The organism is Luteimonas sp. TWI596, from assembly GCF_039674105.1.
Lineage (GTDB): Bacteria > Pseudomonadota > Gammaproteobacteria > Xanthomonadales > Xanthomonadaceae > Luteimonas.
Genome location: NZ_JBDJMU010000001.1, coordinates 38221 through 62667 on the forward strand (window position 1 = coordinate 38221; position 24447 = coordinate 62667).

Annotated in this window: 22 protein-coding genes; 12 read left to right on the plus strand and 10 right to left on the minus strand. The window is 68.7% G+C overall.

Features of this window, described 5'->3' with window-relative positions; all coding sequences use genetic code 11:
• Window positions 1-66: 66 nt before the first annotated feature.
• Window positions 67-2160: a S9 family peptidase gene (locus ABE487_RS00200; RefSeq protein ID WP_346451985.1), complete on the plus strand. Its 2094-nt coding sequence runs from the start codon at window positions 67-69 to the stop codon at window positions 2158-2160.
• 108 nt (window positions 2161-2268) lie between these two features.
• Complete coding sequence (locus ABE487_RS00205) at window positions 2269-3525, plus strand: DUF819 family protein (RefSeq protein WP_346451986.1); 1257 nt, start codon at window positions 2269-2271, stop codon at window positions 3523-3525.
• 328 nt (window positions 3526-3853) lie between these two features.
• Here ABE487_RS00205 and ABE487_RS00210 read toward each other — a convergent pair whose 3' ends face one another.
• Together ABE487_RS00210 and ABE487_RS00215 are read right to left on the minus strand one after the other, a co-directional pair.
• Window positions 3854-4078: a CstA-like transporter-associated (seleno)protein gene (locus tag ABE487_RS00210; protein WP_346443417.1), complete on the minus strand. Its 225-nt coding sequence runs from the start codon at window positions 4076-4078 to the stop codon at window positions 3854-3856.
• A 28-nt stretch (window positions 4079-4106) separates the two neighbouring features.
• Window positions 4107-6200 (minus strand): carbon starvation CstA family protein, encoded by a 2094-nt coding sequence (locus ABE487_RS00215; protein WP_346443419.1) that lies wholly within the window; start codon window positions 6198-6200, stop codon window positions 4107-4109.
• 244 nt (window positions 6201-6444) lie between these two features.
• On the opposite strand from ABE487_RS00215, the gene ABE487_RS00220 reads away from it, so the two are divergent.
• Entirely contained in the window at window positions 6445-7080 is a 636-nt protein-coding gene (locus tag ABE487_RS00220) for an exopolysaccharide biosynthesis protein (RefSeq protein ID WP_346447837.1), read from the plus strand.
• Between the two features lie 42 nt (window positions 7081-7122).
• Here ABE487_RS00220 and ABE487_RS00225 read toward each other — a convergent pair whose 3' ends face one another.
• The 4 genes from ABE487_RS00225 to ABE487_RS00240 all read right to left on the minus strand — a co-directional run bounded on the left by ABE487_RS00225 (window position 7123) and on the right by ABE487_RS00240 (window position 12479).
• Window positions 7123-8118: a magnesium and cobalt transport protein CorA gene (locus tag ABE487_RS00225; protein ID WP_346451987.1), complete on the minus strand. Its 996-nt coding sequence runs from the start codon at window positions 8116-8118 to the stop codon at window positions 7123-7125.
• Between the two features lie 81 nt (window positions 8119-8199).
• Entirely contained in the window at window positions 8200-10233 is a 2034-nt protein-coding gene (locus ABE487_RS00230) for a glycoside hydrolase family 97 protein (protein ID WP_346451988.1), read from the minus strand.
• 166 nt (window positions 10234-10399) lie between these two features.
• Complete coding sequence (locus ABE487_RS00235) at window positions 10400-11626, minus strand: DUF4105 domain-containing protein (RefSeq protein ID WP_346443427.1); 1227 nt, start codon at window positions 11624-11626, stop codon at window positions 10400-10402.
• Window positions 11613-12479, minus strand: a complete 867-nt coding sequence (locus ABE487_RS00240; RefSeq protein WP_346443429.1) for a transporter associated domain-containing protein — start codon at window positions 12477-12479, stop codon at window positions 11613-11615. The genes ABE487_RS00235 and ABE487_RS00240 overlap by 14 nt, the downstream gene beginning before the upstream one ends.
• Window positions 12480-12693: 214 nt before the next feature.
• Between ABE487_RS00240 and ABE487_RS00245 the strand changes: the two genes are divergently transcribed.
• The gene (locus tag ABE487_RS00245; RefSeq protein WP_346443431.1) at window positions 12694-13194 is read left to right on the plus strand and encodes a hypothetical protein; all 501 of its coding nucleotides are present in this window, start codon (window positions 12694-12696) and stop codon (window positions 13192-13194) included.
• A gap of 22 nt (window positions 13195-13216) precedes the next feature.
• On the opposite strand, the gene ybeY is transcribed toward ABE487_RS00245, so the two are convergent.
• From ybeY to ABE487_RS00260, 3 genes are all read right to left on the minus strand, one after another.
• Window positions 13217-13702: an rRNA maturation RNase YbeY gene (gene ybeY / locus ABE487_RS00250; RefSeq protein WP_346443433.1), complete on the minus strand. Its 486-nt coding sequence runs from the start codon at window positions 13700-13702 to the stop codon at window positions 13217-13219.
• Between the two features lie 40 nt (window positions 13703-13742).
• Window positions 13743-14246, minus strand: coding sequence for a hypothetical protein (locus tag ABE487_RS00255; protein WP_346451989.1), 504 nt, complete (start codon window positions 14244-14246; stop codon window positions 13743-13745).
• Window positions 14247-14330: 84 nt separating this feature from the next.
• The gene (locus tag ABE487_RS00260) at window positions 14331-15311 is read right to left on the minus strand and encodes a PhoH family protein (RefSeq protein ID WP_346447827.1); all 981 of its coding nucleotides are present in this window, start codon (window positions 15309-15311) and stop codon (window positions 14331-14333) included.
• Window positions 15312-15411: 100 nt separating this feature from the next.
• Here ABE487_RS00260 and ABE487_RS00265 point away from each other — a divergent pair, with 100 nt between their 5' ends.
• The 4 genes from ABE487_RS00265 to ABE487_RS00280 are packed head-to-tail and all read left to right on the plus strand — an operon-like array spanning window position 15412 to window position 19092.
• A complete protein-coding gene (locus tag ABE487_RS00265; protein ID WP_346447825.1) occupies window positions 15412-16071 on the plus strand; it encodes a TetR/AcrR family transcriptional regulator in 660 nt (219 codons plus the stop codon).
• The gene (locus tag ABE487_RS00270) at window positions 16068-17015 is read left to right on the plus strand and encodes an HlyD family efflux transporter periplasmic adaptor subunit (RefSeq protein WP_346451990.1); all 948 of its coding nucleotides are present in this window, start codon (window positions 16068-16070) and stop codon (window positions 17013-17015) included. Before ABE487_RS00265 ends, ABE487_RS00270 begins: the two co-directional genes overlap by 4 nt.
• A 2-nt stretch (window positions 17016-17017) precedes the next feature.
• The gene (locus tag ABE487_RS00275) at window positions 17018-17998 is read left to right on the plus strand and encodes an ABC transporter ATP-binding protein (protein WP_346443442.1); all 981 of its coding nucleotides are present in this window, start codon (window positions 17018-17020) and stop codon (window positions 17996-17998) included.
• Window positions 17995-19092, plus strand: a complete 1098-nt coding sequence (locus ABE487_RS00280; RefSeq protein WP_346451991.1) for an ABC transporter permease — start codon at window positions 17995-17997, stop codon at window positions 19090-19092. The genes ABE487_RS00275 and ABE487_RS00280 overlap by 4 nt, the downstream gene beginning before the upstream one ends.
• Window positions 19093-19119: 27 nt before the next feature.
• Here the strand turns inward: ABE487_RS00280 and miaB are convergent, their stop codons facing one another.
• Window positions 19120-20562, minus strand: coding sequence for a tRNA (N6-isopentenyl adenosine(37)-C2)-methylthiotransferase MiaB (gene miaB, locus ABE487_RS00285; RefSeq protein WP_346443445.1), 1443 nt, complete (start codon window positions 20560-20562; stop codon window positions 19120-19122).
• A 167-nt stretch (window positions 20563-20729) separates the two neighbouring features.
• Here miaB and ABE487_RS00290 point away from each other — a divergent pair, with 167 nt between their 5' ends.
• The 4 genes from ABE487_RS00290 (at window position 20730) to ABE487_RS00305 (ending at window position 24393) form a co-directional block, all read left to right on the plus strand.
• Window positions 20730-21614 carry a lytic transglycosylase domain-containing protein gene (locus tag ABE487_RS00290; protein ID WP_346447820.1) on the plus strand — a complete coding sequence of 295 codons (885 nt, stop codon included), beginning with the start codon at window positions 20730-20732 and terminating at the stop codon, window positions 21612-21614.
• Between the two features lie 145 nt (window positions 21615-21759).
• A complete protein-coding gene (petA, locus tag ABE487_RS00295; protein WP_346443449.1) occupies window positions 21760-22398 on the plus strand; it encodes a ubiquinol-cytochrome c reductase iron-sulfur subunit in 639 nt (212 codons plus the stop codon).
• On the plus strand, window positions 22398-23657 hold the full coding sequence (locus tag ABE487_RS00300) for a cytochrome bc complex cytochrome b subunit (protein WP_346443451.1): 1260 nt from the start codon (window positions 22398-22400) through the stop codon (window positions 23655-23657). Before petA ends, ABE487_RS00300 begins: the two co-directional genes overlap by 1 nt.
• Entirely contained in the window at window positions 23650-24393 is a 744-nt protein-coding gene (locus ABE487_RS00305; protein ID WP_346443453.1) for a cytochrome c1, read from the plus strand. The genes ABE487_RS00300 and ABE487_RS00305 overlap by 8 nt, the downstream gene beginning before the upstream one ends.
• Window positions 24394-24447 lie beyond the last annotated feature (54 nt).

Consider the following 24447-nt stretch of genomic DNA (forward strand, 5'->3'; position numbering starts at 1 on the left):
GTCCGGCGCTTTGCCAGCCCGGCGGCACCGGCCTACCATGCGGACTCTTTGCCCGGAGCCCGCCCCATGTCATTGCGTCCTGCCCTGCTGTCGTTGTGCCTGCTCGCCGTATTGCCGGCTGCCGCCCAGGAGCGCGGGCTCGACGTCCGTGATCTGGTCAAGCTCGACCGTGTGTCCTCGCCGTTGCTGACCACCGATGGCCGCCAGCTGGTCTTTGCCCAGCGCACGCTGGATTTCGATTCGGGCAAGGCGACCACGGCGCTTTACGCGCGCAACCTGGTGACTCGTGACCTGGCGCCGCCGAAGCGGATCACGCCCGATGGCTGGAACGTCAACTCGCCTGCGTTGTCGGCCGATGGTCAGACGGTCTACTTCCTCAGCAGTAAGCACGGCAGCTCACAGGTCTACGCGATGCCGCTGGGCGGCGGCGCCCCGCGCCAGTTGACCGACGTCGCAGTGGACATCGGCAGCTTCCAGGTGTCGCCCGATGGCCGTCGCGTGGCCTTCAGCGCCGACACCTTCGGTGATTGCGCGGCCGATCTGGCGTGCACCCAGCGCAAGCTCGGCGAGCAGAAGGACGCCAAGGCCAGCGGCGTGGTCTACGACCAACTGTTCGTGCGCCACTGGGACACCTGGAAGGACGGCACGATGAGCCGCCTGTTCGTCGCCGATCTGCCGGCCGCAGGTGCGCGCCCGGTCGCCACCGTGCGTGCGCTGGGGCATGCACTGCAAGGCGATATCCCGTCCAAGCCCTTCGGCGGCGCGGAGGATTACACTTGGGCCCCGGACGGCCGCTCGGTCGTGGCCAGCGTCAAGGTCGCGGGTCGTGAGGCGCCGTGGTCGACGAACTTCGATCTCTACCGCATCGACGCTGCCGGCGATGCCGCGCCGGTCAATCTGACCGCATCGAACCCGGCCTGGGATGCCGGCCCGGTGTTCAGCGCCGATGGCCGCACGCTGTTCTACCGCGCGATGAAACGACCGGGCTTCGAGGCCGACCGCTACGCGCTGATGGCGCTGGATGTCGCCAGCGGCCAGGCGCGCGAGATCGCGCCGCAGTGGGACCGCTCGCCGAGCAGCCTGCAGCCGTCGGCCGATGGCCGCACGCTGTATGTCGCTGCGCAGGACACCGGCGAATACCCGCTGTTCCGCGTCGATGTCGCCACCGGCGAGGTCACCAAGCTCATCGCCGATGGTTCGATCTCCGCGTTCGCGATTGCGGGCGACACCATCGCGCTGAGCCGCAATTCGATCCGCAGTGGCGATACCCTCTACACCGGTTCGCTGCAGTCGCTGGGCGCCGATACGCAACTGCGCCAGATCACCCCGACCGCCGCCGAGCGCCTGCCCGATGTTGCCTTCGGCGACTACGAGCAGTTCTCGTTCAAGGGCGCAGGCAACGAGACTGTCTATGGCTATGTGGTCAAGCCCTGGAACTATCAGGAGGGGCAGACCTATCCGGTCGCGTTCCTGATCCACGGCGGCCCGCAGGGCAGCTTCGGCAACGGCTGGAGCTACCGCTGGAACCCGCAGACCTATGCGGGGCAGGGCTATGCAGTGGTGATGATCGATTTCCACGGCTCCACCGGCTACGGCCAGGCGTTCACCGACGCGATCAGCGGCGACTGGGGCGGCAAGCCGCTCGAGGATCTGCAAAAAGGCTGGGCGGCGGCGCAGCACAAGTACGCCTTCCTCGACGGGGACCGCGCCTGCGCGCTGGGTGCCAGCTATGGCGGCTACATGATCAACTGGATCGCCGGCAACTGGTTCGACCGCAGCGGCAATTCGCCGTGGAAGTGTCTGGTCAACCACGACGGCGTGTTCGACACCCGCTCGATGGGTTACGTGACCGAGGAGCTGTGGTTCACCGAATGGGAGAACCAGGGCACGCCGTTCGACCAGCCCAAGAACTACGAGCGCTTCAACCCGGTCAACCACGTCGCCAACTGGAAGGTGCCGATGCTGGTGGTGCAGGGCGAAAAGGACTATCGCGTGCCGGTGGACCAGGGCCTGTCGACGTTCACCGCGCTGCAGCGCAAGGGCATCGAATCGAAGCTGCTGTACTTCCCCGACGAGAACCACTGGGTGCTCAAGCCGCACAACAGCGTGCTGTGGCACGACACCGTCAACGCCTGGCTCAAGCAGCACCTCGGCCAGTAAGCGTCGCGCGCCTCGTCGCAACCGACGGGGGCCTGCATCCGCGCGTCCGGCATATGGCTGGACGCGGGGTGTTCTGATCCGACTCCGTTTTCCTGAAGGCCCGACCGCATGGCGATCGACTCTGCTGCACCCAATACCGCGCTGATCACCAGCGACATCGTCCTGTTCGGCCTGCTCGCCGCGACCCTGGGCTTGATCTTCTGGCTCTCCAGCGGCCCGACGCCGTTCTGGAAGAAGGTCTTCACCTGGGTGCCGGCGCTGCTGCTGTGCTACTTCGTGCCGGCGTTCTACAACACCGTCGGGCTGATCGACGGCGAGAACAACAGTCTGTACAACCCGATCGCCAGTCGCGTGCTGCTGCCCGCGGCGCTGGTGCTGCTGACGTTGTCGATCGACCTCAAAGGCATCCTCAAGCTCGGGCCGAAATTGCTGTTCGTGTTCGTCGCCGGCACCGTCGGCATTGTGCTGGGCGCGATCGTCTCGTTCCAGATCATGGAGTGGGTGCATCCGCCGGCGGTCGCCGGCGATACCTGGAAAGGCATGGCGGCACTAGCGGGCAGTTGGATCGGCGGCGGTGCGAACATGGTCGCGATCCGCGAGGTCTACGGCGTGGACGCGACCCTGTTTGGGCAGTTCGCGGTGGTCGATGTCGCCATGGCCAGCCTGCTGATGGCCACGCTGCTGTTTTTGGCCAACCGTGCCACGCAGATCGACCTGCGCTCGGGCGCCGACACCGCGGCGATTGACGAGATGAAAGCGCGCATCGCCGCCTACGAGGCGGCCAATGCGCGTATCCCCACGCTCACCGACCTGATGGTCATCATCGCGGTCGCATTCGGCTTCGTCGGCCTGGCGCACGCGATCGCCGGGCCGCTGTCGGCCTGGTTCGCTCAATTCGAATGGGCGGCGCGTTTCAGTCTCGATTCCTCGTTCGTCTGGGTCGTGTTGATCTCGACCGCCGCCGGCCTGCTGCTGAGCTTCACGCCCGCGCGCAAGCTGGAGAACGCCGGGGCGTCGCGGATCGGCACCGTCTGCCTGTACTTCCTGATCGCCTGCATCGGCATGCAGATGGATTTCATGAAGCTGTTCGACCGGCTGGAGCTGATCGCGATCGGCGCGATCTGGATGACGGTCCACGTGCTGGTGATCTGGGGGGCGGCCCGCCTGGTCAAGGCCCCGATGTTCTACATCGGCGTCGGCTCGATGGGCAACATCGGCGCCGCCGCCTCGGCGCCGGTCATCGCCGCCGCGTTCCATCCCTCACTGGCCCCGGTCGGTGTGTTGCTGGGCACCGTCGGCTACGCCACCGGCACCCTGATCGCCTACTTCGTCGGCCAGATCCTGCGCATCATGGCCGGCCAATAACCGGGGTCAGAGTGCATTTTTAAACTCCGGGTCAGGGGCCATGTCACCGCGGCGCCTGGCGATCAGGTCCAGAAGATCGCGTGGTCCGGGTCATCGGGAGCGCCGTCCGCGCCGGATCGGCCGATACGGCGCCGATGCAGGTCGGAGGTGACGAAAGACCGCCACACGCCGGGCGGTGCGCAGAAGGCTCGCGCGCATCGATCGATCGCGCCCAATCGGGCGGGCAACGCGGCGCATGCACCGCCCCAGGCCCCACACAAAGCAAAACCGGGGTCAGAGTGCAGTTTCGCGAGCGAAATGCACTCTGACCCCGGTTTGCAGGGTGGGGTCAGCAGCAGCGGAAACCGCTGCGCCCGCCGAAGCGGGCTTCCTGGCGTTCGCGAAAGAAGGTCTTGTAGTCCATCGGTTCGCGATCGGGATGCTTCTCGAGCATGTGGCGGACGTAGTTGTCGTAGTCGGGCACGCCGCAGCATAGCCGCGCGGTCTGCACCACTCTTCGCCACACACGTTTGTGTGTGGCGAAGTAGTCGACCGGGACCAGGGTGCCGGCCATCAGCGCATCGCTCCGGCGACGGCCCGCATCACAGCCAGGCCTTCTGCTGGTCGGGCGAGAGCTCGACGTACGGGGTCTCGCGCGCGGTCGGCGTGGCCACGCGGCGGGCACGTACGATCGCGCGGATCGCGAAGAATAGCGTGCTGAACACCACGAACAGGAACAGTGCCGTCAGGCCCGCGTTGACGTAAGCGTTGACGACCACCTGCTGCATCTGGCCGGCGGTCTTGGCCGCGCCCAGCAGCTCGCCGTTGGCCAGCGCCGCCTTGTAGTGGCTGGCCTGGGCGAGGAAGCCGACGGCCGGCTTGGGGTCGAACAGCTTGATCAGGCCCGCCGCGGTGGTGCAGATCAGCAACCACACCGCCGGCACGACCGTCACCCACGCATAGCGGTCCTTCTTCATCTTGAACAACACCACCGTGCACAGCATCAGCGCGATACCGGCCAGCATCTGGTTGGCGATGCCAAACAGCGGCCACAAAGTGTTGATGCCGCCCAGCGGATCGACCACGCCCTGATAGAGGAAGTAGCCCCACAGCGCCACGCAGCCGGCCGTGCCCAGGGCATTGGCGCCCCAGTTGTCGGTCTTGCGCAGCACCGGCACGAAGTTGCCGAGCAGGTCCTGCAGCATGAACCGGCCCGCGCGCGTGCCCGCGTCCACCGCGGTCAGGATGAACAGCGCCTCGAACAGGATCGCAAAGTGGTACCAGAACGCCATCGCCGCCTCGCCGGTGAAGGGCAGGGCGTCGTGCAGGATCACCGCGATGCCCACCGCCAGCGTCGGCGCGCCGCCGGCGCGCGAGATGATGGTGTGCTCGCCGATCTGCTGGGCCTTGAGTTCCAGCGCCTCGGGGGTGATCACAAAGCCCATCTGGCTCACCGCCGCCGCCGCGCTGTGCACGTCGGTGCCGACGATCGCCGCGGGGCTGTTCATCGCAAAGTAGATGCCCGGATCGAGGATCGAGGCCGCGACCAGCGCCATGATCGCCACGAACGATTCCATCAGCATGCCGCCGTAGCCGATGTAACGGGCGTGGGTCTCGTTGGCGAGCAGCTTGGGCGTGGTGCCCGAGGAGATCAGCGCGTGGAAGCCCGACACCGCGCCGCAGGCGATGGTGATGAACAGGAACGGGAACAGGCCGCCCTTCCAGACCGGGCCGTCGCCGGTGGACGCGAACTCGGTCAACGCCGGCATCTTCAGCGAGGTGACCTCGGGGCTGGCGATGACGATGCCGATCGCCAGCGCAACGATCACGCCGATCTTGAGGAACGTCGACAGGTAGTCGCGCGGCGCCAGCAGCAGCCACACCGGCAGCGTCGCGGCGACGAAGCCGTAGCCGATCAGCATCCAGGTGATCTGGGTGCCGGTGAAGGTGAACGCCGGGCCCCAGGTCGGGTGGGCGCCGACCTTGCCGCCCAGCCAGATCGCGCCCAGCAGCAGCACGATGCCGACCACCGAGATCTCGCCGATCTTGCCGGGTCGGATGTAGCGCATGTACAGACCCATGAAGATCGCGATGGGCATCGTCGCGATCACCGTGAACATGCCCCATGGGCTCTCGGCCAGCGCCTTGACGACGATCATCGCCAGCACCGCCAGGATGATGATCATGATCATGAAGGCGCCGAACAGCGCGATGGTGCCGGCCACCTGGCCCATCTCCTCGCGCACCAGGTCGCCGAGCGAGCGGCCGTTGCGGCGGGTGGACACGAACAGGACCATGAAGTCCTGCACCGCGCCGGCCAGCACCACGCCGACGATCAGCCACAGCATGCCGGGCAGGTAGCCCATCTGCGCCGCCAGCACCGGGCCGACCAGCGGACCAGCACCCGCGATCGCAGCGAAGTGGTGCCCGAACAGCACGTGCTTGTTGGTCGGTACGTAATCCAGACCGTCGTTGTTGACGTGCGCGGGCGTTGCGCGGCGCACGTCCAGCCCCATCACGTTCTTGGCGATGTACAGGCTGTAGTAGCGATAGGCGACCAGATAGATCGAGACCGCCGCGACCACAATCCACAACGCGCTGATCTGTTCGCCTTGGCGCAGGGCGACGACGCCCATGCAGGCGGCGCCCAGCAGCGCGACCGCGCCCCAGACGACGTGGTTGACGACACCCTTCATAGCGATTCCCCGGAAAGACCGCGCACAGGGTCGCGCCGGGGGACGGCGCGGTCAATGCGGATCGACGCCGATCGCGGCGCGAAGGCTTACGACTTTCGTCTTAGACGGCGCGCCCGAAGGGTGAATGGGGCCGGGCGAAGCGCCTGCTAGGATGACGCGCCTTCCGAGCCGGACCCCCCCCAGTGCCCCCGATTCTGCCGCCCGCCCCGCGCACGCCCCAGGGGCGCCGACCGGTCGCCCGACGATGAACGCACCAATGGAGGCGTCGCTGCGCGAGCAGTTGCAGTCGCTGATCGCGGGGCTGCCCGACGGCGATGTACAGGTCGGCCCCCTGGTCGACGAACTCGGCGCGCAGGGCATGCTGCTGCTGGTGATCCTGCTGACCCTGGTCTTCCTGATCCCGGTCTCGATTCCGGGCGTCAGCACAGTGTTCGGCGCGGTCATCGTCCTGGTCGGCGTGGCCCGGATGATGGGGCGGCCCTTGTGGCTGCCGGCCGCGGTGCGTCGCCGCTCGGTGCCGGCCGGGCGCATGCGCGGCGCGCTCGACGCCGGATTGCGGTGGGTGCGCCGGCTGGAGCGCATCACCCGGCCCGGCCGTCTGGCCGGCCTGACCCACGGCCGCGGCATCGGGCTGTTCAACGACGCGGCGCTGATCCTGGGCGCGGTGCTGCTGATGGCCCCGTTCGGCTTCATCCCCTTCAGCAACACCGTGCCCGGCGTGGCGCTGATGTGCCTGGCGATCGGCCTGCTGCAGCGCGACGGCATGATGGTGCTGCTGGGCCACCTGGCCAATGTGCTGACGATCGTCTACTTCGCGGTGCTGATCGGCGGCGGCGGGCTGGCGATCCGAGAGGCGCTCACGCGCTTGTGGCCGGCGTAGCGCCGGCCGCGGGCGGCCTTTGGCGCTGCCCAAGCGTCGGCGCTACAGCCAGCCCGCCCGTTTGAACATCCGGTAGAGCAGGCCCATGACCACGGCCGTGCCGCCGATCAACAGCGGGTAGGCGTAGCGCTCGTCGAGCTCGGGCATGTTGTGGAAATTCATGCCGTACCAGCTGGTGATCAGCGTCGGTGCGGCGAGCAGCGCGGCCCAGGCGCCGAGCTTTTTGACGATCTCGCCCTGGGTCAGCGTGACGAGCGCCTGGTTCACCGCCAGCGCAGTGCCGAGCATGTCGCGCAAGGCGTCGACGGTTTCGTTGATGCGGGCGGAGTGGTCGAGCACGTCGCGGATGTAGGGCTTCATGTCGGCGGGGACCAGCGGCCCGGTGTTGCGCATCAGTTGCGAGAGCACGTCCTGCAGCGGCGTGGCCGCGACCCGCATCCAGGTCAGCTCGCGCTTGAGCTCGTAGAGGCGGATCAGGATGCGGCGATGGAACTGCGCGCTGACGATGTGGCGCTCGAGCGCGTCGAGCGTGGTGCGGAACTCCTCGACCACCGGCAAGTAGTTGTCGACGATCGCGTCGAGCACCGCGTACAGCGCCGACGACGGCCCCATCGCCAGCAGCGCCGGTTCGCGCTCCAGGCGACGGCGGGCCGGCGCATACGACAACGAGGCGCCATGGCGCACGGTCACCAGGTAGCGGGCGCCGAGGAATAGGTGGGTCTCGCCGTAGGCGATGCGCTCGTCGACCGCCTGCGCGGTGTTGGCGACGATGAACAGCGAATCGCCGTAGGCCTCGATCTTCGGGCGCTGGTGCGCCTTGCCGGCATCCTCGATCGCCAGGTCGTGCAGGTCGAACTCGGCCTGCAACTGCGCCAGCACGCTCTGGTCGGGTTCGTAGAGACCAATCCAGGCAAAGCACGACGGGTCGTCAACCAGCGCCTCCCCGACATCGGCCAACGCGACGTCGCGCTTGCCGCCGGGGCCGTAGACCGCGCAGTTCACCACGCTCGGCGGATTGGTCGCAGGAGAATTGCTCATCGACGCATCCTCCGCGAAACCGGGGTCAGAGTGCAATTTCCCGCCGCGTGGCGAGACATTGCACTCTGACCCCGGTTTTGTTTAGAGGGCGACGAGGCGGACGGCCAGGCCGCCGGCAGGGGCCAGTCGGACCGACAGGGTGTCGCCGGCATCGACACTGCGCGTTTCGATCACCAGGTCGTGGGGGTCGTCGCGCCAGCCGGCGTTGTCGCCGTCGCGGTAGATCTGCGCGGTGTAGCGTCGGCCGGCGGCCAGGAAGTCCAGCGGGACTTCGATGGTGCGCGCGGCGTCGTCGGTGACCGCACCCAGGTACCAGTCGTCGCCATCGCGGGCGCGACGCGCGATCACCGCATACTCGCCGACCTCGCCGGCGACCGCGCGGGTGTCCTCCCAGTCGACCGGCACGTCGCGGATGAACTGGAAGGCCTCGGGACGCGCCTCGTAATGCTCAAGCAGGTCGGCGGCCATCTGCAGCGGGCTGTAGATCACCACGTACAGCGCCAGTTGCTTGGCCAGCGTGCTGGCCATCGGCTCGCCGGACTTGGTGTCCATGCCGAACACGCCGGGCGTGAAGTCCATCGGCCCGGCCAGCAGTCGCGTAAACACCAGCGTGGCCTCGTGTTCGGGCGGGTTGCCGGGATTGCCCCAGGCGTTGAACTCCATCCCGCGCGCGCCCTCGCGCGTGATCAGGTTGGGATACGTGCGGCGCAGTCCGGTGTCCTTGACCGGCTCGTGGGGATTGACCGCGATACGGCGCTTGGCGGCAGCATCGACCACCCGCTGGTGGTGGCGCACCATCGCCTGGCCCTCGTGCCAGGCGTAGCGGAGCCGGCCCTGGGCATCGCGCACCTTGGCCTGTCCTGCGTCGGCGACATAGCCGGTCTTGACCGCGTGCACGCCCAGGCGCGCGTACAGGTCGAACGCGTCGTCGAGCTGCTGTTCGTAATGCGCGGCATTGCCCGAGGTCTCGTGATGGCCGATCAGCATCACGCCCTTTTCGCGCGCATAGCGGGTGACTTCTTCGAGGTCGAAGTCGGGGTAGGCGCGGGTGAAGCTGAAGGTCTCGCCGTTGCCGAACCACTCGCCATCCCAACCGACGTTCCAGCCTTCGACCAGCACGCCGCCCAGGCCGTTGGCGGCGGCGAAGTCGATGTGGCGCTTGGCGTGGGCGGTGGTCGCGCCGTGCTTGGGGCCCGAGGCCCAGGTCTTGCGGTCGAGGTGCATCTCCCACCAGATGCCGACGTACTTCATCGGCTGGATCCAGGAGACGTCGCCGAGTGCGTTGGGCGCGTTGAGGTTGAGGATCAGTCCCGACTCGACCAGGCCACCGGCGCGATCGGCGATCTGGATGGTGCGCCACGGCGTCGCGAACGGCGCGGCGACTTCGACCTTGGCCTCGCCGATGCCCGGCGTCAGTGCAGCTTTGAGCTTGCGGCCGTCGACGCGGGTCAGGTTCATGCCCGAATAGTCGACCAGCGCCGCCTCGTGGATCGACAGATGCAGGCCGGCATCGGTGCGCAACGTGATCGGCGTCTGCGCGTCGCCGACTTGCTCGATCGGGGTGCGGCGGTAGAGGTACTCCTCGCGGTTCCATTCGAAGGCCGGGATCCACCAGGCCGTCGCCGCATCGGCGACGACGAATTCGGTCAGCTCTTCGCTGATCGCCAGGCGGCGCAGTCCCGGCTGGTCGGGAAAGTCGTAGCGGAAACCGACGCCATCGTCGAACACGCGGAATACCACGTCGAAACGGCGCTTGGCGCCGCTGGTCTCGGCGAAGGTGACGCGCAGTTCGTTGTGGTGGTCGCGCATGTGCCGGCGCTCGCCCCACGGCAACTCCCAGGCCTCGTCATGGCTGCGCGTGCGCTGGTCGACGATGGCGAGATTGCGTTCGAACTTCGGCGCGTCGGCGAACAGCATGCCCAGGCGCGAATCAGCGATCACCGGTCGACCGGCCCGACTGATGCGGTAGCTGGCGCGGCCTTCGTTGTCGGTCGTGACTTCGACGGCGATCGTCGCGTCGGGCGAGGTGACGCGGGCGGCCGATCCGGACGAAGGATTCGCAAACGCCGACAGCGGCAGCAGCAGGGCGAGACAGAGCGTGAACCGGTTCGACATGTGCAGCGCCCTCCCAAGCGCATTCGCGTGCGGTCGTCCCGATTCTGTCACGCAGGTCCCAGGCGCCGTGGCTGCATACGTATGCGGCGCAGCGGGCGCGGCATCCGGGATGCGGTAGCGAACAGGGCTGCGAGCCGCAGCCGTCCGGTCGCGGGTGCGGGCGGGCCTAGGGGAGGGCGGGCGGCTGCTTGGCGCGCAGCGCCGCAAGCAGGGCGACATGCACCGGCAGCACCAGCGACAGCCAGGCCGCGTTGCGCTGCGGCAGCACCGGTAGCCAGTGCAGGAACAAGGCGACGATGCCGAGCGCGGCGACCGTCGGCAGCACCACCGCGAACAGACGCCCAGGCGCGCGGCCGCGCGCGAGCCGCCAGCCGCCCGGCAGCAACAGCAGGCACAGCGGGTTGAACAGCAGCAGGTTGTGGTTGCGCCAGCCGAACACGTGCTCGGTGCCGAGCCACAGGAACAGCATCACCGCGCCCAGCAACGCGCAGAGCATCCAGAACCCGAGCGCGCTTGCGGCCAGCGCGCGCGGTGCGCGCCGCCCCAGCCCGAAGGCAGCGGCGCCCAGCAGCAGGCCCGCCAGCAGCCACGGCCACCATTGGCGCGCGCGCTCGGGCGGTTCGGCTGGCTGGCGGTGCGGCAGCACCTCGACTTCCTCGGCGACCAGCGGCCGGCCGTCGGCATGGCGGATGCCGCGCAGCGCTTCGGCCAGCCGCATCGGCACGAACATGTCCTGCCACAACGCGTTCGGCCGGTCGGCGGCCGGGCCCAGGCCGATATCGAAGCCCAGCCACATCCATGGTGCCGGCGAGGCCAGTCGGACCGCATCGCCGCGGAAGGTGTTGCCCCGCGAACGCCCCTGCAGTTGCCGGTGCAGCAATCCGCCCAAGGCGTCGTCTAGCGCGTCGCGCACGCGCGTCGAGCAGTTGTCGGTGAAGTAGTCGTAGCGGTAATGCGCGTTCTCGGGACGCGCATTCCAGGCCAGAGCTGTCGCCAGATGCCGGGCCTGGGCCGGATCGAGGTCCAGCCACTGGATCGACACCCCGCGCCCGACATCTCGGTAGTAGGCCAGGTCGTCGGCCAGCGGCAGCGCGGCGAGCTGATAGCGCATGTCGCCACGCACGAAGCGCGCGACGAAGTCGGGCTCCGACGGGTCGAAGAAACCGAAGTTGTAGGACACCGGGCCGGGGGCGGCCGGGTCGTCGATCACGATCGCGTTGTGGCCGAAGCGTTCGAAGAACACTTCGCCCGGTTGCATCGTCGCCACACCGACCCGCGGGGCGTCGCTCCCGACCTGGGCCAATGCCGGCCAGGCGATCAGCGCGAGCAGCAGCGCGAACGCCCGTCGCCACGCGCGTGCGACGGACGTGTGCGGCGCCTCAGTCCTGGGCATGCACGCTGACGTGCAGCGCATGCAGCCGGCGCGAGTCGGCATCGGTGACGCGGAAGGCGAACCGGCCCAGCGCCAGTTCCTCGCCGACCTCGGGCAGGTGGCCGATCGCGCCGATGATCACCCCGCCGATGGTGTCGTACTCGTCGTCGTCGAAGTCGGCGCCGAAGCGCTCGTTGAAGTCGGCGATCGGGGTCAGTGCGCTGACCGCGAACTGGCCATCGGCCTGGGCGGCGATCAGCGCATTCGGGTCCTCGGCGTCGTCGTGTTCGTCGTCGATCTCGCCGACGATCTCTTCGAGCACGTCCTCGATCGTCACCAGCCCGGCGACACCGCCGTACTCGTCGATGACGATCGCCATGTGATTGCGCGAGAGCCGGAACTCGCGCAGCAGCACATTGAGTTTCTTGGACTCGGGGATCAGCACCGCCGGGCGCAGCAGCTCGTGGATCGAACCGGGGCCGTTGTCGGCGACCACGCCGCGCAGCAGGTCCTTGGCGAGCAGGATGCCGAGCACCTCGTCCTTGTCGTCACCGTGCACCGGAAAGCGCGAATGGCCCGATTCGACCACCTGCTTCATCAGGTCCAGAAACTTGGCGTCGGCCGGCAGCGCGACCATCTGCGCACGCGGCACCATGACATCGCCGACCGTCTTGCTGGAGATGCTCAGCGCGCCTTCGAACATGCGCAGCGTGTCGGCGTCGATCAGGCCGTCGGCATGCGTGTCCCGCAGCAACTCCACCAGGTCCTCGCGGTTGGTGGGCTCGCCGGAGATCGCCGAACTGATCCGGTCCAGCCAGCTGCGGCGTTTTTCGTGAGGCTCGGTGGCGGTTTGACTACTGTCGTCTTCTGACATTGCGTTGGTATGGGCGCCCCAGGGGGGAGGGGCGATGGTGGGGCGTGCGGCGAAAGTCTAGCGCGTCCGCCGCCGCCGATGTCCAGGCGGCCGTCACGGCCGGAACTCCGGCGCCGGGTGCGGCGATGTCCGACGCCGCGCCGCGACGATGCCCGATCGCGGCGGTACGCGGCTGGCTGCGATGCTGGCCACACATCCATTCAGGAGCACCGACATGCCTGCTGCAATCCGTCCCGCCCGCCTGGCCGCCCTTGCGCTGGCCGCCGTGCTCGTCCTGCCTGGCTTGGCCAGCGCCCAGGCGCGCCTGGACGGGCCGTATATCGACGCCGCGACCTACGCCCGCGGCGACGACGCGCTGGTCGAAGCCTGGTACGCGATGACCTACCAATTGCCGCGGCAGTTCGACCAGGTCTGCGGCGACACCTTCTGCGAGGGCGAATACACCAACATTCAGCCACTGCGCTTCGAATGCTCGGTGCGCCGGGACGACGGGCGGATCGGCATGTGCGTGTGGAGCTTCGCGGCCAGCGACGAGTTTCTGGTGGCGCGCACGGGCCGGATCGTCGTGCAGCCGAAGGCCTGGCACTGCCACACCCCGCTGGCGGCCGGCGCCACGCTGCCGGCGATGCTCGACGCGGTGGCCGCTGGGGACGCGCTGCACGCCGTGCTCCCGGGCGGGCACTCGATCTTCGACGGGCTGGTCGACTGCCTCTGAGCGCCGCGCACGGGCCGGCTGCTCAGCCGGGCAGCCGGTAGGGGTCGTCGATGCCGAGCGAGGCGAGGACCTCGCGCTCGAGCTGTTCCATCGCCTCGGCGTCCTTGTCGTTCTCGTGGTCCCAGCCCAGCAGATGCAGCACGCCGTGCACGGTCAGGTGGGCGTAGTGGTCGTTGGGGCGCTTGCGCTGTTCGTCGGCCTCGCGCGCCACCACCGGCGCGCAGATCACCAGATCGCCCAGCAGCGGCAAACGCACGCCTTCGGGCAACCCCTCGGGAAGCTCGGCCGGGAAACTCAGCACGTTGGTCGCGTAGTCCTTGCCGCGGTAGTGGCGGTTGAGCGCACGGCCCTCGTCCTCGTCGACCACGCGGATCGCCAGGTCCGCGTCGCGGATCCGGCCATCGAGCGCGGCACTTGCCCAGCGTCGGAAGCTGGCGGCCGAGGGGATGCCCTTGCGCGGCAGCGCATAGCCGACGGCGATGTCGAGATGGGGCGCGGCCTTGGTCATGGCAGGTCTCGTGCAGGCAGGAAAATCGAGGGGCGGGCGGTCAGGCGATCCATTCGACCAGCATCAGGAACGGGCGTTCGCCCTCGTCCAGCCGATAGAGCACGGCCCCCATGGGGCCCCGTTCCGGACAGTAATCGGTGCGTGTGACCAAGACCGCATCGCGCAGGCTAGCCTCGCCGGAATGCCACACCGCGGCGTCGCCGCTCTCGAGCATCGCACTGATCAAGTAGCGCGCATCGCCCGGTACGTCGTCCAGCGCCACGCGCAGGCAGCCGTAGCGGTCGTATCCTGGCAGCCGGGACGAGGCCAGAAGCTCGGCCGCGCGATTGCCTCGGATCAGTGCGAGGCGTTCGGACTCGTCGCGCCACAGTGGGGCCTCGAGGTCGGCCACGCGATCGCTTTCGTCCTGCGGGAGCTGCGGTCGCGCCGCGACCGCATGTTCGAGCGCCGTCAGCGGCAGGCTCACCCGGGCCGTCTCGATTTCGATCGACAGGCAAGGGGGGGTGATGCGGCTGGCCGTGGCGATCCGCCTTTCGGGGTGCATGTCGGTGACGTGCGGTTGCGCTGCGCCGGCCCAGGGCAGCGCGGATGCCAAGACGAGTGCACAGGCGCGCCGCAGGGGCATGGCTCAGGCCGGTCCGGTCGCCGCGTCACTGGCATCGCGACGCTCATAGGCGCCGACGATGCGCGCAACCAGCGGGTGGCGCACGACGTCGCGCGCCTCGAAGAACGTGAAGCTCACCCCCTCGACCTCGCGCAGCACGTCCAGCGCGTCGCGCAAGCCGGACTTCACGTGCTTGGGCAGATCGATCTGGGTCAGATCGCCGGTGACCACGGCCGTCGAGCCGAAGCCCAGGCGGGTCAGGAACATCTTCATCTGCTCGATCGTGGTGTTCTGCGCCTCGTCGAGGATCACGAACGCATCGTTGAGCGTGCGCCCGCGCATGTAGGCCAGCGGCGCGATCTCGATGACGTTGCGTTCCAGCAGCTTGGCGACCTTCTCCACGCCGAGCATCTCGTACAGCGCGTCGTAGAGCGGGCGCAGGTACGGATCGACCTTCTGGCTCAGGTCGCCGGGCAGAAAGCCCAGCTTCTCGCCGGCCTCGACCGCCGGGCGCACCAGCACCAGCCGCTGGACCTTGGATTCGTTGAGCGCCTCGACCGCCATCGCCACCGCGAGGAAGGTCTTGCCGGTGCCTGCCGGGCCGATCCCGAAGTTGATGTCGTGGGTGGCGATGCGGTGCAGGTAGCGAGCCTGGTTGGCGCCGCGCCCGCGGACCGTGCCGCGCTTGACCCGGACGGCCACCTCCTGCGGCACGACGTCCTCGTCGCGCGCCACGTTGGCGTCCGACAGCCGCATCGCCACGGCCTGGCTGTCGAGCGTCTCGGTCTCGGTCTCGTCATAGAGCGCGCGCACAAAAGCTTCGGCGCGTGCGACCACATCGCGGTCGCGGCCGGTGATCCGGAACACGTGGCCGCGGTTGGCGATCTCCACGCCCAGGCGCAATTCGATCTGGCGCAAGTGGCCGTCGAACGGGCCGGCAAGGTTGGCGAGGCGCTCGGTGTCGTCCGGTTCGAGGACGAAGTCGGTCTGGGGGCTGGTCTGCATAGGGCGCGCAGGGTAGCGCATCGCCATGCCGGGTGCCGTCGCAGCGCGGGATTCAGCGCGCATTCGAGCATTAATTGATTAGTCAATTAATATCGCCGGCATGGCCAGATCCCGCTCCTCCGATCCCGCCCGGACGCCAGGGCGTCCGCCCGCCGGCGACACCGACCGGCGCGGCAGCGCGCTCGACGCCGCGCTCGCCTGCTACGTGCGCCGCGGCATCGCGGCGACTTCGCTGCGCGACATCGCCACCGAGGCGGGGGTGACGCCGGCGCTGCTGCATTACTACTTTCGCGATGCCGCCGGCCTGCGCGATGCGGTGATCGCCGAACGGCTGATGCCGGTGTTCGACGAAGTCCGCGGCACCCTGCTGGGCATGGCGGACGCGTCGTTGCGCACGGTGCTGGTCGCGTTCGTCGAGCTGCTGTGCGCACTGGTCGCGCGGCACCCGTGGATGCCGGCGCTGTGGATCCGCGAAGTGGTCAGCGAGGGCGGCGACCTGCGCGACCTGCTGGTTACTCGGCTGGCACCGGAGATCAGCGCGTTCATGGCCGCGCGCTTCGCCCAGGAGCAGCAGGCCGGCCGGCTCAATCCTGCGCTCGATCCGCGGCTGCTGATGGTCTCGCTGGTCGGGCTGACGCTGTTTCCCGCCGCCGGCACGCCGATCTGGCGGCAATTGTTCGCCAGCGACGAGCTGGGGATCGACGACATCCGACGGCACGCGCTCGCCTTGCTCGATCGCGGCCTGGAGCTGCCCGCATGACCCGTCTCGCCCCGATCCCGATTCTCATCTTCGTGGTCCTGCTGGTCGCCGGCTGCCGCCGTGAGCCGCCGCATGCGCTCGGCACTCTGGAGTACGACCGCATCACGCTGCCGGCCCCGGCCGCCGAGCGCATCGCCGAGATCGCGGTACGCGAGGGCCAGCGCGTGGAGGCCGGCGAGCGCATCCTGACGCTGGAGCGGACCCGTGGCGATGCCCAGCTCGCGGCTGCCCAGGCCGAGGTCGCACGCCAGCGCGAGGCGCTGGACGAACTGCGCAACGGCGCCCGTCGCGAGGACATGGACCAGGCGCGGGCCAATCTCGCCGCTGCCCAGGCGCAGGCGCGCGACGCGCGCGCCTACTACGAACGGTTGCAGCCGCTGGGCGGCCGGCAACTGGTCTCGGCCGCCGATGTGGATCGCGCGCGCGCGGCGGCCGGTAACGCCCAGGCGCAGGTCGCCGGCGCCCAGGCCGCGTTGGCCGAGCTGCAGAACGGCGCCCGCCCCGAGCAGATCGCGCAGGCCCAGGCCGCGCTCGAGGCCGCGCAGGCCCAGGCACGGACGCAGTCGGTCAGCACCGGGCGGTTGGATGTCGTCGCGCCACGCGCGGGGCGGGTGGACAGCCTGCCGTACCGGCTCGGCGACGAGGCCCCGGTCGGCGCACCGCTGGCGGTGCTGCTGGTCGGTGCGCAGCCCTATGCGCGGGTCTACGTGCCCGAGCCGCTGCGGCCCGGTGTGCAAGTCGGCGATCGCGCCACCGTGCGCGTCGGTGCGGCAGGGGAGCGCGTCTACGCCGGGCGCGTGCGCATGGTGCGCAGCGAGCCGACGTTCACGCCTTACTACGCGCTCAGCGGCAAGGACGCCGCACGCCTGAGCTATCTGGCCGAGGTCGAGCTCGAAGACGCCGACGACCTGCCGGCGGGCCTGCCGCTGCGGGTGGAGTTCTGACGATGGGCGATGGACCTTCGACGGGCGCAATGCCATCTGCGGCAGCCAGCGATGCCGCGGTCCACGCCCGTGGCCTGGTCAAGCGCTTCGGCGGGCTGGTCGCAGTCGACCATGTCGATCTGACCGTGCCGCGCGCCAGCGTCTACGGGTTCCTCGGGCCGAACGGCTCGGGCAAGTCGACCACGATCCGCATGCTCTGCGGCCTGTTGACCCCGAGCGAGGGCGACATCGAGGTGCTCGGCCTGCGCATTCCCGACCAGGCCGACGCGCTGCGCCTGCGCATCGGGTACATGACCCAGAAATTCTCGCTGTTCGAGGACCTGACGGTGCGCGAGAACCTGGAGTTTCTCGCGGCGGTCTACGGCCTGCCGCGTGCGCAGGCGCGCGCCCGGGTCGACGAACTGGTCGAGCTCTACCATTTCGCCGACCGCCAGGGCCAACTCGCCGGCACGATGAGCGGTGGCCAGAAGCAGCGCCTGGCGCTGGCCGGCGCGGTGATCCACCGGCCGGAGTTGTTGTTTCTCGACGAGCCGACCAGCGCGGTCGATCCCGAGTCGCGGCGCGACTTCTGGGACAAGCTTTTCGAGCTGGCCGACAGCGGCACCACGCTGCTGGTCTCCACGCATTACATGGACGAGGCCGAGCGCTGCCACCGCATTGCGATTCTCGACCGCGGTGTGCTGGTCGCCGACGGTGCGCCGGGCGACCTGGCGGCGGAACTGTCGGGTCGCAGTGTCGAGGTGCGCGCCGCGCAGCCGCGGCGTGCGCAGCAGGTGCTCGCCCGTCTGCCCAACGTGCTCAGCGTCGCGCAGATCGGCAACAGCCTGCGCGTGCTCGCGCGCGACCGCGCAGGTGGAGACGGGGGCTTGGCCGAGGCGCTGCGTGGCGCCGGGCTCGAGGCCGAGGTGGGGCCGGCGACGCCGAACCTGGAGGACGTGTTCGTCGCCGCGACCCGCCGTGACGGGACGGAGGACGCGGCATGAACGCCCTGCGCCGGCTGTGGGCGGTGGTGATCAAGGAGCTGCGGCAGATCCGCCGGGACCGGATCAGCCTGGTGATGATCGTGATGATTCCGGTCGTCGACCTGCTGCTGTTCGGCTACGCGATCAACTACAACCCGCGCGGACTCGACGCGGCGATCGCCGACCAGGCGGTGACCGCGACCTCGCGCGCGGCGGTCATGGATCTCCAGGCGACCGGCGTCGTCGACACCATCGCGGTTGTCGACAGCCCGCAGCAACTGGTCGAGATGCTGCGGCGGGGCGCGATCAGCGTCGGGATCACCATCCCGCCGGATTTCGAGCGCCGCATCCTCGACGGCCGGCCGGCGATGCAGGTGATGGTCGACGGCACCGACACCGTCGTGCAGGCAGCTGCGAACCAGATCGCACAGCTGCCGCTCGAAGACCCTGGCGGCCATCGGGCCACGCGCGCTGCGCCGCCGATCGAGGTCGTGAGTTTCTACAACCCCGAGCGGCGCTCGGCGGTGAGCATCGTGCCCGGGCTGATCGGCATCATCCTCACGATGACCATGACCATGTTCACCGCGATGGCGATCGTGCGCGAGCGCGAGCGCGGCAACATGGAACTGCTAATCGCCACCCCGCTGGCGCGCGGCGAGCTGATGGTGGGCAAGGTGCTGCCGTATGCGGCGATCGGGCTGATCCAGACCACGCTGATCCTGGTGCTGGGCATCTGGTTCTTCGACGTGCCGCTGCGCGGCAGCCTGCTCGACGTCTATCTGGCCTCGCTGCTGTTGATCTTCGCCAACCTGGCGATGGGCCTGCTGATCTCCACGCATGCGCGCACCCAGTTCCAGGCGATCCAGGTGGCGATGCTGGTGTTCCTGCCGTCGATCCTGATCTCGGGCTTCATGTTCCCGTTCGCCGGCATGCCGGACGTGGTGCAGTGGGGCGCCGAGGCGTTGCCGATGACCCAGTTCCTGCGCCTGGTGCGCGGCATCATGCTGCGTGGTGCGAGCATCTGGGAGTTGTGGCCGTCGATCCTGGTGCTGTGCGCGTTCACCGCGGTCACGATGGCGCTGGCGATCGCGCGATTCCGCAAGCGCCTCGACTGACCCGCCGCCGCGGCGCAACAAGACGCACTACGCGGCTGCGGCGTCCTCGCTCAGTCGCACGCGGCCGCGCAGCGAGTTGCTGAGCGCGGCGGTGATCTCGACATCGACGAATTGGCCGATCAGGCGCGCCGGGGCGGGGAAGTTCACCGAGCGCATGTTCTCGGTCTTGCCGGTCAGTTCGTTGGGGTCCTTGCGCGACGGGCCCTCGACCAGCACGCGCTGCACGCTGCCGACCATCCGCTGCGAGATCCCGGCTGCGTACGCATTGATGTGCGCCTGCAGGCGCGTGAGCCGGGCATGCTTCTCGGCCTGGGTCGCCGTGTCTTCCAGATCGGCGGCCGGGGTGCCCGGGCGGCGCGAGTAGATGAAGGAGAACGACTGGTCGAAACCGACGTCCTCGATCAGCTTCATCGTCTTCTCGAAGTCCGCCTCGGTCTCGCCCGGGAAGCCGACGATGAAGTCCGAGGAGATCGAGATGTCCGGGCGCACGGCGCGCAGCTTGCGGATCTTCTGCTTGAACTCCAGCGCGGTATAGCCGCGTTTCATCGCCGACAGGATGCGGTCGCTGCCGGCCTGCACCGGCAGGTGCAGGTAGTTGGCCAACTGCGGCACGTCGCGATAGGCCTCGATCAGCGAGTCGGAGAACTCCAGCGGGTGCGAGGTCGTGAAGCGGATGCGCTCGATGCCGTCGATCTGCGCGATCGTGCGGATCAGCAGGCCGAGGTCGGCCACCTCGTCGTCGCCCATCGGCCCGCGGTAGGCGTTGACGTTCTGCCCCAGCAGGTTGATCTCGCGCACGCCCTGGCCGGCCAGTTGCACGACCTCGACCAGCACGTCCTCGAACGGCCGGCTGACCTCTTCGCCGCGGGTGTAGGGCACCACGCAGAACGAGCAGTACTTCGAGCAGCCTTCCATGATCGAGACGAATGCGCTCGGGCCTTCGGCGCGCGGCTCGGGCAGGCGGTCGAACTTCTCGATCTCCGGAAAGCTGATGTCCACCTGCGGCTGGCCGGTCGCGCGCTTGGCGCGGATCAGCTCGGGCAGGCGGTGCAGCGTCTGCGGGCCGAACACCAGGTCCACGTACGGCGCGCGTTTGACGATCGCCTCGCCCTCCTGGGACGCGACGCAGCCGCCGACGCCGATCAGCACCGGTTTGCCGCCCTGCTTGAGGGCCTTCCAGCGCCCGAGCTGGCTGAACACCTTCTCCTGCGCCTTCTCGCGGATCGAGCAGGTATTGACCAGCACCACGTCGGCTTCCTCGACATCGTCGGTGAGTTCCAGGCCCTCGGCAGCGGCGAGCACGTCGGCCATCTTGGCCGAGTCGTACTCGTTCATCTGGCACCCGTGGGTCTGGATGTAGAGCTTGCCGCGTGCAGGCAGCACCGCACCGGGCGCGGGTGCGCCGTCGGCGGGCAGGACGGGAAGGTCGAGGGTCGGCGCGACGGGCGCCTGGGATGCGGGCTGGGTCATGGCGTGTCCGGGGCGACGGCGCTGAGTCCGGGCCGGATGGCGGGTGGGGCGCAAAGTGTACCGGGCGCGTCGGGCGCTCGGGCCGCCCGTTCACAATCAAGCACTTGGCAACGCTGCCCGAAGACGCGACACTCCGCCGCGTGAAACGGGGATGGGGACGCATCGCGATGCTTGGTCTGCTGGTGGCCTGCCCGGCCGCCGGTAGCACGCTGTATCGCTGCGACAGCGGCGACGGCATCCCCCAGTACGTCAGCAAGCGGGTCTCGGGTGCGAGCTGCCGCGCGGTCGCCAGTGCGCCGGCCGCGCCGCGCCGGGCCGCCACGGCCAAGCCCCAGCCCGGACCTGCACCGGCCAGCGCCGATCGCGGCGCGCCGGCGACCTTCATGGGCGGTGCGACGCCCAAGCCGGTCGCCGCGGCCAGCCCGGCCCCGGCGCCCTCGGCGCCCCCGTTCCGTAGCGGGGGCCAGCGGCGGCTGCAGCAGGGCCAGGTCTATTCCTATGTCCGCGACGGCGTGCGCCATTACAGCAGCACCCGGCCGGCCGGCGGTGCGCAGGTGGCGTCGGTGCGCACCATCCGCTACAGCTTCTTCGAGACCTGCTACGCCTGCGGCGCGGCGCCGGGGGTCAACTTCGGCACTGTGCGGCTCAACCGCGAGGCCTATCGTGACGAGGTCGCGCGTGCGGCCAGCGAGTTCGGCGTCGAGGAAGCGATCGTGCGCGCGATCATGCATGCCGAGTCGGCGTTCAACCCCAATGCGCTCTCGCGCGCCGGTGCGCAGGGCCTGATGCAGCTCATGCCCGCGACCGCACGGCGCTTTGGCGTGGTCAATGCCTTCGACCCGGAGCAGAACATCCGCGGCGGCGTCGCGTACCTGGCCTGGCTGCTGCGGCGCTTCGATGGCGACCTGACCCTGGCCGCGGCCGGTTACAACGCCGGCGAAGGCGCGGTCGACCGCCACAAGGGCGTGCCGCCCTACAGCGAAACCCAGCGCTACGTGCAGCGTGTGGGCACGCTCGCAGAGCGCTATCGCGGGCAGGTCGCCAGCCGCTGAGTGCGGCGCGGGTGCGACATTTCGACCCAATTGTCGCTCGATTCAGGGTTCAGCTACACTGGCACACATCGATGCGGCCGCCCGCGGAACGGGGTGGTCCGTGGCAGCCAGCGCACAGTAGCTACCGAAGTTTTGCGGAGTACCGATGGTCGACGAAGCGGTGATCGGACCTGGCGGCGGGGATGAGCCAGTCAATGTGGGGCGGCGCAGGTTTCTGACCGCGAGCACCCTGGTCGTGGGCGCGGTGGGGGCGGGCATCACGGCCATTCCCTTCATCAAGTCCTGGAATCCCAGCGCACGTGCGCAGCTCGCCGGCGCGCCGGTGACTGTCGACATCAGCGCCCTCGAAGAAGGGCAGCGCCTGATCGCCGAATGGCGCGGCCAGCCGATCTGGATCGTCAAGCGCTCCAAGGCGATTCTCGACGCGCTGCCCACGCTCGACGACAGGCTCAAGGATCCCGAGTCGAGCAACGTCGACCAGCAGCCGGCGTACGTGCGCGAGGCGAACCCGGAACTGCGCTCGATCAAGCCCGACATCTCGGTGCTCGTCGGCCTGTGCACGCATCTGGGCTGCTCGCCGGAGATGGTCGCCGAGATCCGTCCGGCGCCGTTCGACGCCGACTGGAAGGGCGGCTACTTCTGCCCCTGTCACAAGTCGAAGTTCGACATGGCCGGCCGGGTCTACGACGGCGTGCCTGCGCCGACCAACCTGTTGGTGCCGCCGCACCACTACGTCGACGACAGCACGCTGGTCATCGGCGTCGATCCGAAGGGAGCCGCGTGATGGCCAATGTCCTCGTCCGCGGCGCCACCGGCGTCTTCAACTGGGTCAACGAGCGTGCACCGGCACTGATGCCGATGTACCGCAAGCACATGACCGAGTACTACGCGCCGAAGAACTTCAACATCTGGTACATCTTCGGCGTGCTGTCGCTGGTCGTGCTGGTCAACCAGATCCTGACTGGCATCTTCCTGACGATGCACTACAAGCCGAGCGCGGCGGAAGCCTTCGCCTCGGTCGAGTACATCATGCGCGACGTGGAGTGGGGCTGGCTGATCCGCTACATGCACAGCACCGGCGCCTCGCTGTTCTTCATCGTCGTCTACATCCACATGTTCCGCGGTCTGATGTACGGCTCCTACCAGAAGCCGCGCGAACTGGTGTGGATCCTGGGCATGCTGATCTACCTGGTGCTGATGGCCGAGGCGTTCCTGGGCTACGTGCTGCCGTGGGGCCAGATGTCGTTCTGGGGCGCGAAGGTGATCATCTCGCTGTTCGGCGCGATCCCGGTCATCGGCAACGGCCTGACCGAGTGGATCATGGGCGACTATCTGCCCAGCGACGCCACCCTCAACCGCTTCTTCGCGCTGCACGTGATCGCGCTGCCGCTGGTGCTGCTGTTGCTGGTCGTGCTGCACCTGGGCGCGCTGCACGAGGTGGGGTCCAACAACCCCGACGGCGTGGAGATCAAGAAGGGCCCCAAGGGCAACCGCTGGTCGAAGAGCGCGCCGGCCGACGGCATCCCGTTCCATCCGTACTACTCGGTCAAGGACGGCTTCTACGTCTGCTTCTTCCTGATCATCGCGGCGTTCATCATCTTCTTCGCCCCGGCGTTCGGCGGCTGGTTCCTCGAGCACGACAACTTCACCGCGGCCAACCACCTGGTCACGCCCGAGCACATCAAGCCGGTGTGGTACTACACGCCGTACTACGCGATGTTGCGGGTGGTGCCGCACAAGCTCAGTGGCGTGATCGTGATGTTCGCCGCGATCGCGATCCTGTTCCTGATCCCGTGGCTGGACCGCTGCAAGGTCAAGTCGCACCGCTACCGCGGCCCGCTGACCAAGATCATGCTGGCGCTGCTGGCCGTGTGCTTCGTCTGGCTGGGCAAGATCGGCGCCGGCCCGGGCACCGACCCGGTCGAGACGATCATCGGTCGCGTGCTGACGTTCCTCTACTTCGCTTTCTTCATCACGATGCCCCTGTGGACCAAGCTCGACAGGACCAAGGCCGTGCCCGATCGGGTGACGATGCATGACTAACCGACTCATTGCCCGCATCGCCGTCGCGGCGGCCGGCCTGCTGCTGTCGTTCGGCGCGCTGGCCGCGGCCGGCGGACCGGTCCAGCATGCCGGCACGGACCTGGGGGACCGCGCCTCGCTGCAGCGCGGCGCGCAGGCCTACATGAACTACTGCGCGGGCTGCCACTCGCTCAAGTTCATGCGCTACTCGCGCATGGCCCAGGATCTGGGGCTGACCGAGGACGAGGTGATGAACAACCTCAACCTCACCGGCGCGGCCTACGGCGAGCACATCCTGTCGTCGATGCCGGCCGAGCACGCGGCCAAGTGGTTCGGCCAGACCCCGCCGGACCTGAGCCTGATCGCCCGCGTGCGCGGTGCCGACTGGATCTTCACGTATCTCAAGTCGTTCTATCTCGACGAGACCCGGCCGCTGGGCTGGAACAACGCGTTGTTCCCCAACGCCTCGATGCCCAACCCGCTGTGGGAGATGCAGGGCCTGCAGCGTCCGGTTTACGCCGAGGCGACCGAGGGCGCCGATCCGGTGGTCGAGCATCTGGAGATCGCCACCCCGGGCACCCAGGACGCGCAGCAGTTCGACCAGACCGTCCGCGACATCACCACGTTCCTGGAATACGTCGGCGAGCCGGCCGCGCTCAAGCGTCAGCAGATGGGCGTCTGGGTCTTGCTGTTCCTGGTGTTTCTGACCTTCCTGGCCTGGTTGCTGAAGAAGGAATACTGGCGCGACGTCCACTGACGGCTGCCGGCCGGGTGGGTGCCGCCCGGCCCGGCATCGACCCGGTGCCATTGC